Origin of the sequence: Sedimentibacter sp. MB35-C1, assembly GCF_030913635.1 — a bacterium.
In the GTDB taxonomy this organism is placed as follows: domain Bacteria; phylum Bacillota; class Clostridia; order Tissierellales; family Sedimentibacteraceae; genus Sedimentibacter.
This window is the reverse complement of the sequence record NZ_CP133188.1, coordinates 1,244,279-1,260,562: the sequence shown is the minus strand read 5'-3', so window position 1 is coordinate 1,260,562 and position 16,284 is coordinate 1,244,279. Positions and strand designations below refer to the sequence as shown.

The window sequence follows — 16,284 nt, the reverse complement described above, 5'->3', positions numbered from 1 at the left end:
AAATCGCATAGGAATTTTTAGATTAGACATTTTTGCGCAGTCTCATTTACCAATTTACTTGCTCCTTGCGTCGCATAAATTGGGAATTCGTTGCGAATGACCTACCTTCAATTTTTTTCTCCTTTTAGTCGAAAATATTGGGTTAGGGCATCTTTGAGGTCAAGACCTCGACCTATTAGTATTGCTCAGCTGAATGCATTGCTGCACTTACACATGCAACCTATCAACCCGTTAACATATCGGGGGTCTTACTCACTTGCGTGATGGGAAATCTTATCTTAGGGCTAGTTTCGCGCTTAGATGCTTTCAGCGCTTATCTAATCCAGACTCAGCTACTCAGCTATGCCACTGGCGTGACAACTGATGCACCGGCGGTCTGTCCATTCCGGTCCTCTCGTACTAGGAACAGCTCCCTTCAAATTTCCTGCGCCCACGGCGGATAGGGACCGAACTGTCTCACGACGTTCTGAACCCAGCTCGCGTGCCTCTTTAATGGGCGAACAGCCCAACCCTTGGGACCTGCTTCAGCCCCAGGATGAGACGAGCCGACATCGAGGTGCCAAACCTCCCCGTCGATGTGGACTCTTGGGGGAGATAAGCCTGTTATCCCCAGGGTAGCTTTTATCCGTTAAGCGATGGCCTTTCCACTCGGTGCCACCGGATCACTAAGTCCAACTTTCGTTCCTGCTCGAGATGTCTCTCTCGCAGTCAAGCTCCCTTCTGCCTTTACACTCTTCGCACGATTTCCGACCGTGCTGAGGGAACCTTTGAGCGCCTCCGTTACTCTTTCGGAGGCGACCGCCCCAGTCAAACTGCCCAACTGACAGTGTCCATATACCGGTTCACGGTATCATGTTAGAAATTCAGTAACAATAGAGTGGTATCCCAACGTTGGCTCCACCGATACTGGCGTACCGATTTCTCTGCCTCCCACCTATTCTGTACAATTGCTACCGAATTCCAATGTCAGCCTGCAGTAAAGCTCCATGGGGTCTTTCCGTCCTGCCGCGGGTAACTCGCATCTTCACGAGTACTACAATTTCACCGGATCTATTGTTGAGACAGTGCCCAAATCGTTACACCTTTCGTGCGGGTCGGAACTTACCCGACAAGGAATTTCGCTACCTTAGGACCGTTATAGTTACGGCCGCCGTTTACTGGGGCTTAAGTTCAAAGCTTCTCTTTCGATGACTTCTCCCCTTAACCTTCCAGCACCGGGCAGGTGTCAGCACCTATACTTCATCTTTCGATTTAGCAGATACCTGTGTTTTTGGTAAACAGTCGCTTGGGCCTGTTTTCTGTGGCCCTTCTAAGCTCCAACAGTTCTGTCTTCACTCTGAAGGGCACCCCTTCTCCCGAAGTTACGGGGTCATTTTGCCTAGTTCCTTAACAATAGTTCTTCCGCTCATCTTTGGATTCTCTCCTTGCCTACCTGTGTCGGTTTACGGTACGGGCACCTTCTTGCTCGATAGAGGCTTTTCTTGACAGTGTGGGCTCAGCTGCTTCACTACTTATTTTCGCTCCCATTCGTATCTCAGGATTGACGTTACGGATTTGCCTGTATCGTCTCCCTACTTACTTAGACGCACTTTTCCAGCTGTGCGCCAGCTTACCCTCCTGTGTCACCCCATTTCTCAAACGCTTAAAGGTGGTACTGGAATTTCAACCAGTTGTCCATCGCCTACGCCTTTTGGCCTCGGCTTAGGTCCCGACTTACCCTGAGTGGACGAGCCTTCCTCAGGAATCCTTAGGCTTTCGATGGGTGAGATTCTCACTCACCTTTCGCTACTCATGCCAACATTCTCTCTTCTGTACAGTCCACGACTCCTTTCGGTAGTGCTTCTATCCATACACAATGCTCCTCTACCGATGTCGTAAATCTCTTCATTCGCTCAATTTTGATTTTAGCCCCGTTAGAGCTTTTCAAAAATCCTTCCTTTTTATCTATTTTAATTAATGAAGGATTTTGAACTGAGATGTCCTCAGTTATCGTTTCATTGAACAGATGAAGAGCTTTACGACATCCCACAACTTCGGTAATAGATTTTAGCCCCGGACATCTTCGGCGCAAAACCACTCGACCAGTGAGCTATTACGCACTCTTTTAATGAATGGCTGCTTCTAAGCCAACATCCTGGTTGTCTGTGTAGTTTTACATCCTTTTCCACTTAATCTATATTTTGGGACCTTAGTTGGTGATCTGGGCTGTTTCCCTTTTGACTATGAAACTTATCTCACATAGTCTGACTCCCTAGCAACATATATATGGTATTCGGAGTTTGATAGGTTTTGGTAACGTATAACGCCCCTAGACCATTCAGTGCTCTACCCCCACTATACTTACTTGAGGCTAGCCCTAAAGCTATTTCGAGGAGAACCAGCTATCTCCGGGTTCGATTGGAATTTCACCGCTATCCACACGTCATCCCGTAGCTTTTAAACGCTAATGGGTTCGGTCCTCCACCAGATTTTACTCTAGCTTCAACCTGCACATGGATAGGTCACCCGGTTTCGGGTCTACAACATACAACTTTCGCCCTTTTCAGACTCGATTTCTCTTCGGCTCCTAACCTTTGGTTATTAACCTTGCTGCATATTGTAACTCGTTGGCCCGTTCTACAAAAAGTACGCGGTCACACTTTTGTGCTTCCACTGTTTTTAGGCTCAGGGTTTCAGGTTCTTTTTCACTCCCCTCCCGGGGTTCTTTTCACCTTTCCCTCACGGTACTGTTCTCTATCGGTCACTGGGTAGTATTTAGCCTTGGGAGGTGGTCCTCCCTGCTTCCCACAAGATTCCTCGTGTCCCGTGGTACTCTGGATCATATCCTCGCTTCAAACTGTTTTGCTTACGTGTCTATCACATTCTTTGGAGGAGCTTTCCAGCTCTCTTCGGCTACAGTTTTCTGTCTCTTTGATATGTCCTCAACCCCAAGTATTTCTACTTGGTTTGGGCTCTTCCGCTTTCGCTCGCCGCTACTTACGGAATCATTTTTTATTTTCTCTTCCTAAGGGTACTTAGATGTTTCAGTTCCCCTCGTTCCCCTCATACAGCTATTTATTCACTGTATGATACATAAGGTTTACCTTATGTGAGTTTCCTCATTCGGATATCTGCGGATTATCGGCTGCTTACGCCTCCCCGCAGCATTTCGTAGTTTGCCACGTCCTTCTTCGGCTCCCAGTGCCAAGGCATTCGCCCTTAGCCCTTTCTATCTTGACCTGTTTGTCATTGTTATGTCTTCATAACATTTTTTTTTGGTTAAATTGTATTTATTATTTAAAATTTGAATTTAACTTTTCTCAATGTCTCGCAGTTTCATTCTCCAATTTATTTGCTCCTTATGGTCGCATAAATTGGGAATTCGTTGCGAATGTCTTACCTTCAATTTTTTTCTTCCTACGGTCGAAAAAATTGGGTAAGGCATCTTCTCTTTTTTCCTATGCAATTTTCAAAGTTCTGTGGTTTTATACTGTATCCTTCAGTCTTGCTTTACTTTTGTTTAAAGCAAGCAATAAAACAGCATAAGTCCTTTAGTTCTCCTTAGAAAGGAGGTGATCCAGCCGCACCTTCCGATACGGCTACCTTGTTACGACTTCACCCCAGTCATTGATCCTACCTTCGGCGCCTGCCTCCTTGCGGTTAGCTCAGCGACTTCGGGTATTACCAACTTCCATGGTGTGACGGGCGGTGTGTACAAGACCCGGGAACGCATTCACCGCGACATTCTGATTCGCGATTACTAGCAACTCCGACTTCATGTAGGCGAGTTGCAGCCTACAATCCGAACTGGGATCGGTTTATTGGGATTTGCTCCAGATTGCTCTTTCGCTTCCCTTTGTACCGACCATTGTAGCACGTGTGTAGCCCAAGACATAAGGGGCATGATGATTTGACGTCATCCCCACCTTCCTCCGATTTATCATCGGCAGTCTCTTTAGAGTGCCCAGCTTTACCTGCTGGCAACTAAGGATAAGGGTTGCGCTCGTTGCGGGACTTAACCCAACATCTCACGACACGAGCTGACGACAACCATGCACCACCTGTCTCCCTTGCTTCCGAAGAAGAGAGTACATCTCTGCACTGGTCAAGGGGATGTCAAGCCTTGGTAAGGTTCTTCGCGTTGCTTCGAATTAAACCACATGCTCCGCTGCTTGTGCGGGTCCCCGTCAATTCCTTTGAGTTTCAGTCTTGCGACCGTACTCCCCAGGCGGAGTGCTTATTGTGTTTACTTCGGCACTGACCATCGCTGGCCAACACCTAGCACTCATCGTTTACAGCGTGGACTACCAGGGTATCTAATCCTGTTTGCTACCCACGCTTTCGTGACTCAGCGTCAGTTACAGTCCAGTAAGCCGCCTTCGCCACTGGTGTTCCTCCTAATATCTACGCATTTCACCGCTACACTAGGAATTCCGCTTACCTCTCCTGCACTCAAGTAATACAGTTTCAAATGCTAACTATGGTTAAGCCTTAGCCTTTTACATCTGACACATACTACCGCCTACTCACCCTTTACGCCCAGTAAATCCGGACAACGCTCGCCCCCTACGTATTACCGCGGCTGCTGGCACGTAGTTAGCCGGGGCTTCCTCCTTGGCTACTGTCATTTTTTTCTTCACCAAGGACAGAGTTTTACGATCCGAAAACCTTCTTCACTCACGCGGCGTCGCTGCATCAGGGTTTCCCCCATTGTGCAATATTCCCCACTGCTGCCTCCCGTAGGAGTCTGGACCGTGTCTCAGTTCCAGTGTGGCCGTTCACCCTCTCAGGCCGGCTACTGATCGTCGCCTTGGTAGGCCTTTACCCCACCAACTAGCTAATCAGACGCGAACTCATCCTATACCTCTAACGATTTGACTCATCGACCATGCGGTCATCAAGTGTTATATGGTTTTAATCCCGGTTTCCCGAGGCTATTCCTTTGTACAGGGCAGATTGTTCACGCGTTACTCACCCGTCCGCCACTAGATTTACCTTTTCACTTAGCTCTCGAATTTCAAGTGTGTTGTCACTTGGGTTTAGCGTGAAGCACAAATGTGCAACTCGCTGTTTTTCTACATCTTATTATATTATGCACTTTTGTGCTTGTTGTAGATGTTCGAGTTCTCAGTGAAAAAGTAAATCTCGTTCGACTTGCATGTGTTAGGCACGCCGCCAGCGTTCGTCCTGAGCCAGGATCAAACTCTCGTTTTATATTCCTGTCGCAGTCTCATTCACTAATTTATTTGCTCCTTGCGTCGCATAAATTAGGAATTCGTTGCGGTTGACCTACCATCGATTTTTTCTCCCTTTTGGTCGATAAAATCGGGTTAGGACATACTCAAGATAGCGCTTAGCTTATCTTTGTCTTTCTTTACTTTGGTTCTTTTTTTCTTTGAACTCTCAAAGGTTTCTTATGCTGTTTTATTGTCTAGGTTCTCTTCGCTGTTACCCTAACAGCTTGAACAGTTTATCACATCCAAGTGATGTTGTCAACTATTTTTTTATTTCTCTGTTTACTTCGCATTTCCTTGTGAAAGGAATGTTATCTTAGCACATATAAAAGTGATTGTCAACATCTTGTCCCTATCCATATTTTTCATACTTATTATAAATTTTCCTAAAACTAATTGCAATATATAGGACTATATGATAAAATAAATTAAATAAAACTTATATTTTCACTTCAACCGATAATGGCAAACCTAATGAAAATTAGCGGCGCAAAGCTATAGGGCCTTTAAACTGGCAGCCAGCTACCGAAAGGAAGTTTTTTATTTTATTTCCTTCATATAGGTTGAAGAACGTTAAAGGAGGATATCAAAATGTACAAAGGAATTAAGAAAACAGCTTCTCTTTTGGTCATCATGATTGGAATTCTTGCTTTACTTGGCCCTGTTGCACAAGCCTATCAAAAATCAGAGCAGAACATAAGCCAGGAACTTTTAATTATGATTGAAGAGACAAATAACTACATTTACAAAGAGATCGATAAGGCTGTGGAAAAAGCAGAAAAAGAGGTTCTCAAAGATCAAAGCGAGCAGCAGTTAAACAGGTCAATTGATAGAATTATTGAAAACCTGTTAAGGAAAACCAGCAGGAAAGTAGACTTATTAATTAAAAAAGCTGCAAGAGAAGGTGTAGTATTAACAAAGACATACGTTGAAGTTCAGATTTATGACAGAGTAGTATTAGTCGACCCTTGCTATGCTCATTAAAAAAATTTAGGAGAGATTGAATCTCTCCTAAATTTTTTGCTTTAATAACATAATTATTATACGATTTATTTAATCAAAAAAACATAATACATCACCTATTTAATATAGATGCATTTTGATGAGTATTTACTGTTGAAGGGTTTGAATCACATCTACTGCCAAAAAAATAACGCATACCCCCCAGGCTGATGCCGTTTTTGGAAAGGAGAATTGTCTTGTAACTGAGGCACTGCAAAAGTCATAACCGAAGACATAGTAGAGAGACAAAGCGCTAATTATAACTAAATATTTTCTTTTTTCCATATAGTGATATAATAGATTAACACTATTGATAAGGGAGCAATTACATGGAAGGCTTGTATATTTTTAAAGATAGCAAATGCATTGATCAGATAATAGGAACTTCAACGCTGAACCTGCTTGCTAAAAAAGATGATTTTGAGATAATGCTGTATGAATTTAGGGCTGATCGCCCAAACAGTATTACTCCTGGAAACTTTAAAGATTTAATGGAATTTTATTATATTATTGAAGGTTCAATAGTTATAGGTACCGGAGGCGAAAGCATAAAAATGCAAAAGGGTGATTATTTTTATGTCCAAAATATAAAAGAAACTGTTCCTTTCCGAACAATCACTGATACCAAAATGCTATATATCACTTCTCAGCCTGTTTACAACCTTTTGTCTGCATATACCCACGACCTAAAAAACTTATTGGAAAAATCTGAAGCAAAGGATCTATATACTCACAGGCACAGTAACAGAGTACAAGATTATTCAGTTAGAATTGCAGACAAGCTAGGGCTTTCCGGTGAAATTAATTACACAATAGCTCTTGCATCTCTTTTTCATGATGTGGGTAAATACTTTATACCGGATGAAATACTAAATAAACCTTCGAAGCTTAGCAATGACGAATTTAATTATATAAAAAAACACAGCACATACAGCTCTGAACTTTTGCAAGGAAAGTTTTCAAAGGATGTTGCAACTATTGTTGAGCAGCATCACGAAAGGCTGGACGGTTCAGGTTATCCAAATAAATTAAAAGAAAATGAGATACGAATGGAAGCAAAAATAATTGCTGTTGCAGATTCATATGATGCCATGACATCTGACAGATCATACCGCAGCGGAATGCCGCCTAACCAGGCAATTGAGGAGCTTAAAAGTTTAATAGGAAAATTTTATGACAAAGATGTTGTTTTTGCTCTTGAAATGATTTTAAAAGATGATGGCATTTTATAATTTATTATATAATCACTCCTATAACGATTATAATAATGGACTAAAAGCGTGTTTAAACTAAAAAACTATAAATTCTGTTTAATTTTTCCAAAATAATAATAGCCATACAGTAAATACTAAATTATATATTATTATAAGGAATGGTGATCATGAATAAAGTGCATTACACTGTGTCGAGACTTCAGAATAAAAACATGAAAACTCAATTAAAGAATGTCTTAGAAGATATTGAAGGAGTCAGCATGGTCAATATAGATATTGGCAGAAGTTCTGTAGAAGTGGGATATGATGATAACACAGATGCTGGCAAAATTAAACAATGTATTGAAAACACAGGATTTAAAGTTGAATAGAAACCTGCCTCATTTGCAATATATCGCAAATGAGGCAGGTTATTTATTATTCTTGCCATGTATGAATAAGATTTTCGTTTTGGCCCCTTGCAAACACATCCGTTCTATTTGTTCCCCACGAAACTGACGCCGGCTCTGAATTTATATTCCCACCCATGTCCTGCCATTCATTCCACTGAGAACCATTCCAACTTTTTCTAAATAATCTGTTGTTTCTTCCCCCCGCAAATACGTCTATATGTCTTGGCCTGCGCGAAGATACGGAAGGTCCGGAAGTTAGTATTCCTCCTAGACTTTCCCAATCATTCCATCGCCTTCCGTCCCACCATTTATGAATTAAATCGCTATTAGCCCCCCGAGCAAATATGTCTATTCGATTTGGTTCCCATGATATCGCTGCTGGTGCCGACGTGAGGATTCCGCCAAGATTTTCCCAATCGCTCCATCTTATTCCGTCCCACCATTTATGCCACATGGCATTATCATTTCCTCTTGCAAAAGTATCTATTCGATTTGGTCCCCATGATGAGGAAGCAGGTGCTGATGTTAGTATCCCTCCTAAACTCTCCCAATTGCTCCACTGCCTTCCGTCCCACCATTTATGCCACATAGCATTGTCCGTTCCTCTTACAAAAGTATCTATGCGATTAGGCCCCCATGATATTGCTGCTGGTGCTGATGTCACCACTCCCCCTAAATTCTCCCAATCCGTCCATCGCGTTCCGTCCCACCATTTATGCCACATAGCATCATCCGTTCCTCCTGCAAAAACATCAATGCGTCCTGGTCCCCACGAAGATGCGGCAGGAGATGTAGTCAACATACCCCCAAGATTCTGCCATCGCGACCATCCACTTCCGGGTGCAGGCTCAGATACAGGCTGTGTATCCCTAATTAAAAGCAGCAGCATCTCAATAATTCTCAGCATATATCTGTCAGCTAGATCTCTCGGTATATTATATTGTCTGATCATAAGACCAAGCAAAGGATACCTGCTTTTAAACTGATTGTATATCTGTGCCGGTGATCTGTTCACATCTGTCTGACCTATCAAAAATGAAACTAAGAAAAGCAATAAGTAATCAACCCTACTGCTGTTTAATCCATTACTCTCCAATTCTCTGTATATTTCATCATTCTGAATCCTAAACCTTCTTACTATGTCTTGTGCATTTCTCTGCCTCTGAGCTGCTATAAAATTTGAGTCGTCATAAATAGGAAATTGAAATCCTTCATATGTTTTTTTGTCCATGTTAACCTCCGAAATATATTTATTATATTATTTTATTTAATTATTTACTTCTTGTTCCTCTTAAGAAATAAATACTTTGCATGAAGGAACTTTTTTTATGTGGGCCCGTCTATATAGTATACATTTTAATTTATCAGGGAGGTTTTTATGAAAAAATGGATAAAATTAATCACTATAACATCGGTGATACTGTGCATATCAATAGTCACGGCATTAGCAGTTCAAGCCGAATATACTCATGTGCAGCCGTTTTACTTATCATTTACTGGTAATGTAAAAGAAATTGAAAAAACTGGCGAAGTTATTACAAAAATATTTTTAGAGAATGAAGAAGGTTCGCAAGCATATTTTATGTTCAACGAAAATACGTATTTTGCAGATGACATGCAAATTGAAGAAGGCGATAGAATAACAGGATATTATGAATCTGACAAGCCTATGATTTTAATTTATCCGCCACAGTATACAATTTGTATTGTCACTCCGGTTTATGAAGATGGATTTGTTAAGGCAGATAAATTTGACTCTGATCTTACCAGCAGAGATGGACAGCTAAGGATTAACATATCTGAAGATACAGAAATCTTATGGGAAAACAACACAGAAATTAATTGGATAAAAAAACCGACTTTAGAAGAAGTTGAAAAAGTCCTTTCAAATAGACAAATGCTTGTATACTATGATGTAACCACAAAAAGCATCCCTGCTCAGACAACACCTAATAGAATAGTTGTATTGTCTCAGCAGACAGAAGATAAACCTGTAATATTTGTAAATGATGTAGAGCTTGAAACCCCTAATGTATATATAAGCGAAACCGGAACCGTTATGATTCCTGTTCGCGTCATATCGGAAGCTTTAGGCTACGAAGTAAAATGGAATGGAGATGAAAGGGAAGTGACAGTTGGTAATGATATTTCATTTGTAGTGGGTGAGAACAACTACTTGTCAAATGAAACCTACATATCACTGGAAGATGCAACATCTTTAAAAGATGGCAGCACATATGTTCCTCTAAACTTCTTCAAAAAAGTTATGAATATTGATAATCTCAGTGTGGTCGGAAGTAAGATAATCATAAATGCATTGCCTTAGTTTCTATGCTCTACCTATTTAGAAGATTCTCTCAACCATGACTGGAGTTTTTACCCAATCTACAAAATTTATAGCTTGTAGTAAAAGTCTTGGGTATCCAATATAAGAAAGCAGTATTCGGCACTTGTCGAATACTGCATCTAAATTTATGTTTGTGATTTTACAATTTATAATTTATTTAAGTAGATTCATATCTGCAATTTTAAATTGGGCACCGCAAACACTTGTTTGAAATTTACATGTATGCAGTCCATCCACCGTCAACTTGAATGCATTGTCCATTAACAAATCCTGATTCATCGCTGGCAAGGAATACAGCAACCGCAGCAATTTCATTAGGAAATCCATATCTTGGATTCAGGCCTAATCCCAATCCTGTGCGTTCCGCACCCTCTTTGTTAATGTTTTTCATATATTTACCTTCACCTATTTCAGTAGCAATTCCTCCCGGACATATTGCGTTGCATCTTATGTTTTTCTTTGCATACATAAAACCTGTATTCTTAGTAAGACCGACTACAGCATGTTTGCTTGCTGTGTAAGTTGCACCGGCAATACCTCCATGTAGTCCTCCTATTGATGCAATGTTTATTATATTTCCATTTCCTTTTTGCTCAAAATATTTAACGGCCTTTCTCATTGAAAACATAACAGATTTAACATTTAATTCGAATACCTTGTCAAACATTTCATCACTTATATCTCCTACTCCGCTCATGTCATCCATCATTCCGGCATTATTAACCAATATATCAAGAGAGCCAAATCTGCGTATTGCTTCATCAACCATACCTTCTGCCTTTTCTTTATCCGTAATATCAGCTGCATATGCAACCACGCTTCCTTCAAACTCTTTTACATCATCAACCAATTGTTTTAATCTTTCTTCGCGCCTTGCAACCGCCAGTACGTTTGCACCTTCTTTAGCAAAGTGATATACTATTTCTCTTCCCATACCAGAACTAGCGCCTGTTACAATCGCAGTCTTGCCTTTCAGCCTCATATTGCCTCCTTAATTATTATAGTATTTGCTTAACATATACCCTTTTACTAAATAATTAAACTTGCAATTGTTAAAAATCATCTACTTCCATCAGCAAAGGATGCATACTGCTGTTTTTTAAAATTATATAAATAAATCAGGTTCATTTCTTGTGCTAAATTCGATTTCAAGCTCATGCTTATGAAGCAAATAGTTTTCATCGTCATAATACTTTGCATGGACAGGACATTTTTTAATACACGCCCCGCACTTGATACAAATGCCATGTATAATTGATACATCCTCAAAACTTATTGAATTCATAGGACAGATTTTTGCACAAATTTTGCAGTCTATACAATTGCTGCTTGTCTTAGGAGTTATCTTACGAAAATCTACATAATTCCCATTTTTATCTTTTGGCCGATAGTACGGTCTGTATGGTTTATTACCTGGTATCTCCAAATTACCTGACAATGCACTATCCTTTATGCGATTGAATATTTTATTTGCAAAGTTTTCGGCAATATGCAAGTCACTTTTATCAGGCCTGCCTTTAGCTAGCAAGTCAGAAAAAGAATGCTCCCCTATAAAAGCGCAGGCTGCAACCACACGAAACCCGCTTAATTCCAACACATCCTTAAGTTCAATTAATGCATCATCATAATTTCTATTTCCGTACACCACAACAGCAACGGCAAGAGATCCTTTTGATTTAATTGACCTAAGATATTTTAGAAGTATGTTTGGTACTCTTCCAGCATATACAGGCACTCCAAAAACAACAATATCATCTTCATAAAAATAGACGGGTTCCATTCTCTCAGCATGTGGAGTAAAGTTTATATACTTAATGCTATCGTTTTCATTTATGTGCCTAGATAATTCTCCTGAAAGCTTTTTTACTACTTTCCCAGTTGTACCGGTTGGACTGAAATACATAGCTTTTACATTATAATTCATAAAATTCCGGCCTTTCATCAAAAAAGAAAACTCCAACTCCACCTATTCCCAAATGCGTTCCAAGTACAGCTCCTATTTGAAAAATGGTAGTCCTGCATCCTTTAATTGTTTCTTTTATTTTTTGTTCAACCTTAAGTGCTGCTTTTAAATCGTCTGCGTGACTGATAGCTATAACTTGATTTGAAAACTTCCCCGTACCTTTATATACTTCTTTTATTAGCGTTTGTATTACCTTTTTGCTTCCGCGAACCATTTTTGATACTACTATAGTGCCATCTTTTACAGTTAAAAACGGTTTTATATTAAGGATATCTCCAACATAACTCACGGGCTTACTAACTCTTCCGCCTTTGTGCAACCAGTCCAAATCAGCAAGTGTAAAAAAATATACTACGTGGTTTGCCATAAAATGAACTTGTTTCACTATTGCTTCAAAGGGTATTTTTTGTTCGATCATTTTCAGTATCTGAACAGCAATCAAGGCACTTCCTCCGCCTCCGCCCCTTGAATCTACAACCTCCATCTTTCTTTCCGGATACTTTTCCTTATATGAATCAATTATTTTTTTAGCAAAATTATATGTGCCTGACATCTTTGATGAAAATGATAAATAAATAAAATCTTCATTATTAGCAACACATTTTTCAATTGACTCAACAACTGATTTGTAAGTTATCTGTGAAGTTTTAGGAACCTTTCCTTCCCTCATATGCATGTACACAGTATCTACATCAATATCTACTCCATCTAAATAAGATATCCCACCAATTGCAATGCCCAAAGGAATGATATCAACATCATAGTTGTCCGTTATTTCATTATTTATGTCACAAGTACTGTCAACTATTAATTTAATCATTTTCATCACCTTCCAAATATATTATAGACGTAAAAAAGACGTTAAATTAAGAATTTGACTTCTTCTATATTAATGTTACTACTTTTGACGTTGATTGTAAATATTTGTATTTCACCATTTTATACTAATCTAAATTATTCTTTAAAACTTCTTTGATTTTCGGCAAAATAATTACGAACCATGGCGTAAACTCGTGAGGTTTAGATTTCATCCATTCCATAAGTTCGTCAATATCAACCCATTTCGCTTCTGCTACCTCATTTGAATTCAACTTGAATTCACCATTATATTCACCAACAAAAACATGATCATATTCAAATTCGGCTAAGCCGTTTTCAAACTTATAATAATATGTAAAGCTAAAAATTTCTTTAAGCTCAGCATTAGCTATTCCCATTTCTTCTTCTAATCGTCTTTTTACAGCATAATAAAGATCTTCATTCCATCTGGGATGCGAACAACATGTATTTGTCCACAAACCACCACAATGATATTTATCATACGCCCTTCTCTGTATCAGTATGCTACTCCCTTTATACAATATTGCTGAAAAAGCGCGGTGCATAGTACCATGCTTATGTGCATCTTCTTTTGTTATTTCCTTTATTGATCTGTCGTTAAAATCTACTTCTATTATTTTATCCATTTCTAACTTCCTTAATTATATTATAACGGTAATAATAACCATTCTTCATCTAATATATTATAACTACCATTATTATTCAATAAAAAAATAATAATTTATTACATTATTGCAAATAATCATATTAGATATTATAATTATATAAATACATAGAAAAAGAGGTCTAAAATGACTTTAGATGAAAAGAAGAAATTTGTAATAAATGTTGCATTCATTGTAACGGTTTATGCCATCTTATACTTTATATTTGTTTATGTAATTCATTGGATAATGCCGTTCTTAATTGGATTTTTGATAGCGCTTGCCCTAAGACCTATCGCAAAGCTCCTTAACAAACTTTTTAAAAGCAAAGGCAAAGGTGTAGCAGTATTTGTAGTAGCTTCTTTTTATGCTTTAGTAGCTTTGATACTGTGGCTTTTTGTAACATTTTTAATCACTCAGATGACTGATTTGATAAACATTATTCCTAACCTGTATTTCAACCGCGTTGAACCGCTGCTTCTTGAATTTAATGACTGGATAGTGGCAAATACAAAGCCTGTTTCTACGGAAGCGGCAAATACAGTTTCACAAATAATTACTAACAGTATCAATTATATCTCTGACATAATTAAAAACACATCAATATCAATTGTTCAGAGGGTTACCAAACTTATTTCTAATTTCCCCTTATATTTAATTTCAGTAATATTTACTATTGTACTATCAATATTTATAAGCGTGGAATACAGCAATATAACTTCCTTTATAAAAAGGCAGCTCCCTGAAAAATTCAGTTCAACCTTTGATGAATCGCGTCTGTTTCTAACAGGAACAGTATGGAAAATGATTAAATCATATATGATAATTATGTGTATAACTTTTATAGAAGTGTTAATCGGTCTATCATTTCTAAATGTTAATTTTGCTCTGCCTATTGCGGCAATCATAGCTATTCTTGATATTTTGCCAGTATTGGGGACAGGTGGTATATTAATACCATGGGGTATAATAGAATTAATCCTTAAAAACTACCATCTTGGTTTTGGACTTCTGTTTTTATACCTTGCGGTAACAGTTATAAGGAATATTATAGAGCCTAAAATTGTAGGCCATCAAATTGGACTTCACCCAATAATTACAATAACAGTTATGTATGCCGGGCTTAGGTTGTTTGGATTCTTCGGACTATTGGTTGCCCCCGTAATAACAATACTCGTAAAATATTTGAATGACTCCGGAAAAATTCATTTATTCAAATAATTAATTGTTTTCATTAAAAAAAGCAAGGTCAAAACCTTGCTTTTTTAATAAATTTATTTTCTTATATAACACCCTGAGCCATCATAGCATCAGCAACTTTTTTAAATCCTGCAAGGTTAGCTCCTGCAACCAGGTTATAACCTAATCCAGCTTCTTCAGCAGCTGCAACGCTCATGCTGTAGATATTTTTCATTATTCCGTGTAATTTTGCATCAACTTCTTCAAAAGACCAAGAATATCTCATTGAATTCTGGCTCATTTCTAATGCAGATGTAGCAACACCGCCAGCATTTACTGCTTTTGAAGGAGCAACTACCATTCCGCTGTTCTGTATGAATTTCAGTGCTTCATTTGTTGTAGGCATATTTGCAACTTCAATGTAGTACTTAGAACCACTTGCTACTATTTTCTTAGCTTCATCCATATTAATTTCATTTTGTGTTGCACATGGCATAAAAACGTCAGCTTTTACTCCCCATGGTTTCTGTCCAGCAACGAACTCAACACCAAATTTATCAGCATAGTCTTGTACTTTATCTCTTCCAGATCCTCTCATTTCAAGCATGAAATCTTCTTTTTCACCTACAACACCGTTCGGATCATAGATATATCCGTCAGGACCTGATATAGCAACTACTTTTCCACCTAATTGATTAATTTTTTGAACAGCTCCCCAAGCAACGTTACCGAAACCTGATACTACGAAAGTTTTGCCTTTAACTTCTTCTCCGAAGTGTTTTAATACTTCCTGAGCATAGTATACAGCACCATATCCAGTAGCTTCTGTTCTAGCTAAGCTTCCGCCGAATGGAATGCCTTTACCTGTTAATACTCCGTTTTCAAAAGCTCCTCTTATTCTTCTATATTGTCCGTATAAATAACCGATCTCTCTTGCACCTACTCCAATATCTCCTGCAGGAACGTCAACGTCCGGTCCTATATGTCTAAATAATTCAGTCATGAATGCCTGACAGAATCTCATAATTTCTGCATCTGATTTTCCTCTTGGATCAAAGTCTGAACCACCTTTTGCTCCGCCTATAGGAAGACCTGTTAATGAATCTTTAAAAGTCTGTTCAAAAGCAAGGAATTTCATTATGCTTAAGTTTACTGTAGGATGGAATCTTATACCGCCTTTATAAGGTCCAATCGCTCCGTTAAACTGAACTCTGTAACCTTTGTTAGCGTGAACTTGTCCATTATCATCTACCCATGATACTCTGAATGATATTACTCTTTCAGGTTCAACCATTCTTTCTAATAATCCAGCTTTTTCATATTCAGGATGCTTTTCAATCATTGGCTCTAAAGTATATAAGACTTCTTCTACTGTCTGAATAAATTCGGATTCATGAGCATCTTTCTTTTTAACTGAGTCGATGATTCTTTCAATATATGCATTCATTTGTATAACCTCCATGAAATTTAATGTTTTACCCATTCATTAT

The 16,284-nt window shown here is 38.8% G+C and carries 11 protein-coding genes, 2 rRNA genes and 1 riboswitch; of the genes, 5 read left to right on the top strand and 8 right to left on the bottom strand.

Annotated features, from left to right (window positions below):
* Positions 1 to 155: 155 nt before the first annotated feature.
* Together RBQ61_RS05765 and RBQ61_RS05760 are read right to left on the bottom strand one after the other, a co-directional pair.
* Positions 156 to 3,219 (bottom strand): 23S ribosomal RNA (locus RBQ61_RS05765).
* 325 nt (positions 3,220 to 3,544) lie between these two features.
* Positions 3,545 to 5,193: ribosomal RNA gene (locus RBQ61_RS05760) — 16S ribosomal RNA — on the bottom strand.
* The 16S and 23S rRNA genes sit together here, the layout of an rRNA operon.
* A gap of 474 nt (positions 5,194 to 5,667) precedes the next feature.
* A riboswitch (cyclic di-GMP riboswitch) is annotated at positions 5,668 to 5,743 on the top strand.
* A 61-nt stretch (positions 5,744 to 5,804) separates the two neighbouring features.
* Between RBQ61_RS05760 and RBQ61_RS05755 the strand changes: the two genes are divergently transcribed.
* From RBQ61_RS05755 to RBQ61_RS05745, 3 genes are all read left to right on the top strand, one after another.
* Positions 5,805 to 6,197, top strand: coding sequence for a hypothetical protein (locus tag RBQ61_RS05755; RefSeq protein ID WP_308139558.1), 393 nt, complete (start codon positions 5,805 to 5,807; stop codon positions 6,195 to 6,197).
* A gap of 347 nt (positions 6,198 to 6,544) precedes the next feature.
* Positions 6,545 to 7,447 carry an HD domain-containing phosphohydrolase gene (locus RBQ61_RS05750; protein ID WP_308139557.1) on the top strand — a complete coding sequence of 301 codons (903 nt, stop codon included), beginning with the start codon at positions 6,545 to 6,547 and terminating at the stop codon, positions 7,445 to 7,447.
* A 149-nt stretch (positions 7,448 to 7,596) separates the two neighbouring features.
* Entirely contained in the window at positions 7,597 to 7,800 is a 204-nt protein-coding gene (locus tag RBQ61_RS05745) for a heavy-metal-associated domain-containing protein (RefSeq protein WP_308139556.1), read from the top strand.
* Positions 7,801 to 7,846: 46 nt separating this feature from the next.
* On the opposite strand, the gene RBQ61_RS05740 is transcribed toward RBQ61_RS05745, so the two are convergent.
* Complete coding sequence (locus RBQ61_RS05740; protein WP_308139555.1) at positions 7,847 to 9,052, bottom strand: sialidase; 1,206 nt, start codon at positions 9,050 to 9,052, stop codon at positions 7,847 to 7,849.
* A 147-nt stretch (positions 9,053 to 9,199) separates the two neighbouring features.
* On the opposite strand from RBQ61_RS05740, the gene RBQ61_RS05735 reads away from it, so the two are divergent.
* Complete coding sequence (locus RBQ61_RS05735) at positions 9,200 to 10,147, top strand: copper amine oxidase N-terminal domain-containing protein (RefSeq protein ID WP_308139554.1); 948 nt, start codon at positions 9,200 to 9,202, stop codon at positions 10,145 to 10,147.
* A 235-nt stretch (positions 10,148 to 10,382) separates the two neighbouring features.
* Here the strand turns inward: RBQ61_RS05735 and RBQ61_RS05730 are convergent, their stop codons facing one another.
* The 4 genes from RBQ61_RS05730 to idi all read right to left on the bottom strand — a co-directional run bounded on the left by RBQ61_RS05730 (position 10,383) and on the right by idi (position 13,597).
* Positions 10,383 to 11,150 carry a glucose 1-dehydrogenase gene (locus RBQ61_RS05730; RefSeq protein WP_308139553.1) on the bottom strand — a complete coding sequence of 256 codons (768 nt, stop codon included), beginning with the start codon at positions 11,148 to 11,150 and terminating at the stop codon, positions 10,383 to 10,385.
* A 123-nt stretch (positions 11,151 to 11,273) separates the two neighbouring features.
* A complete protein-coding gene (locus RBQ61_RS05725; protein WP_308139552.1) occupies positions 11,274 to 12,092 on the bottom strand; it encodes an EFR1 family ferrodoxin in 819 nt (272 codons plus the stop codon).
* Entirely contained in the window at positions 12,082 to 12,951 is an 870-nt protein-coding gene (locus tag RBQ61_RS05720; RefSeq protein WP_308139551.1) for a DegV family protein, read from the bottom strand. The genes RBQ61_RS05725 and RBQ61_RS05720 overlap by 11 nt, the downstream gene beginning before the upstream one ends.
* Positions 12,952 to 13,075: 124 nt before the next feature.
* Positions 13,076 to 13,597 carry an isopentenyl-diphosphate Delta-isomerase gene (idi, locus tag RBQ61_RS05715; protein ID WP_308139550.1) on the bottom strand — a complete coding sequence of 174 codons (522 nt, stop codon included), beginning with the start codon at positions 13,595 to 13,597 and terminating at the stop codon, positions 13,076 to 13,078.
* 165 nt (positions 13,598 to 13,762) lie between these two features.
* On the opposite strand from idi, the gene ytvI reads away from it, so the two are divergent.
* A complete protein-coding gene (gene ytvI, locus RBQ61_RS05710) occupies positions 13,763 to 14,836 on the top strand; it encodes a sporulation integral membrane protein YtvI (protein ID WP_308139549.1) in 1,074 nt (357 codons plus the stop codon).
* A 61-nt stretch (positions 14,837 to 14,897) separates the two neighbouring features.
* On the opposite strand, the gene gdhA is transcribed toward ytvI, so the two are convergent.
* Positions 14,898 to 16,241: an NADP-specific glutamate dehydrogenase gene (gdhA, locus tag RBQ61_RS05705; RefSeq protein WP_308139548.1), complete on the bottom strand. Its 1,344-nt coding sequence runs from the start codon at positions 16,239 to 16,241 to the stop codon at positions 14,898 to 14,900.
* Positions 16,242 to 16,284 lie beyond the last annotated feature (43 nt).